Source organism: Phocaeicola acetigenes, from assembly GCF_027529745.1.
GTDB classification, from domain to species: Bacteria; Bacteroidota; Bacteroidia; order Bacteroidales; family Bacteroidaceae; genus Phocaeicola; species Phocaeicola acetigenes.
Genome location: NZ_JAPZVM010000040.1, coordinates 1 through 218 on the forward strand (window position 1 = coordinate 1; position 218 = coordinate 218).

Annotated in this window: 1 tRNA gene; it reads left to right on the forward strand. The window is 43.1% G+C overall.

Features of this window, described 5'->3' with window-relative positions:
* Nucleotides 1-45: 45 nt before the first annotated feature.
* Nucleotides 46-119: transfer RNA gene (locus tag O6P32_RS13615), tRNA-Ala, on the forward strand.
* Nucleotides 120-218 lie beyond the last annotated feature (99 nt).

Genomic DNA, 218 nt, shown 5'->3' on the forward strand with positions numbered 1-218 from the left:
GAATAAAATGACTACTTTTGCAGCCGCAAAAAAGGAAAGGTATCCGGGGGATTAGCTCAGCTGGCTAGAGCACCTGCTTTGCACGCAGGGGGTCAACGGTTCGAATCCGTTATTCTCCACTTGTTCCGCAAGGAAATAAGATCTATGACATGATGTACAAGCAATAAAAGCTATAAAGCAAGAAAGCTGAAAGTATATATCATCCGGCACGTTCTTAA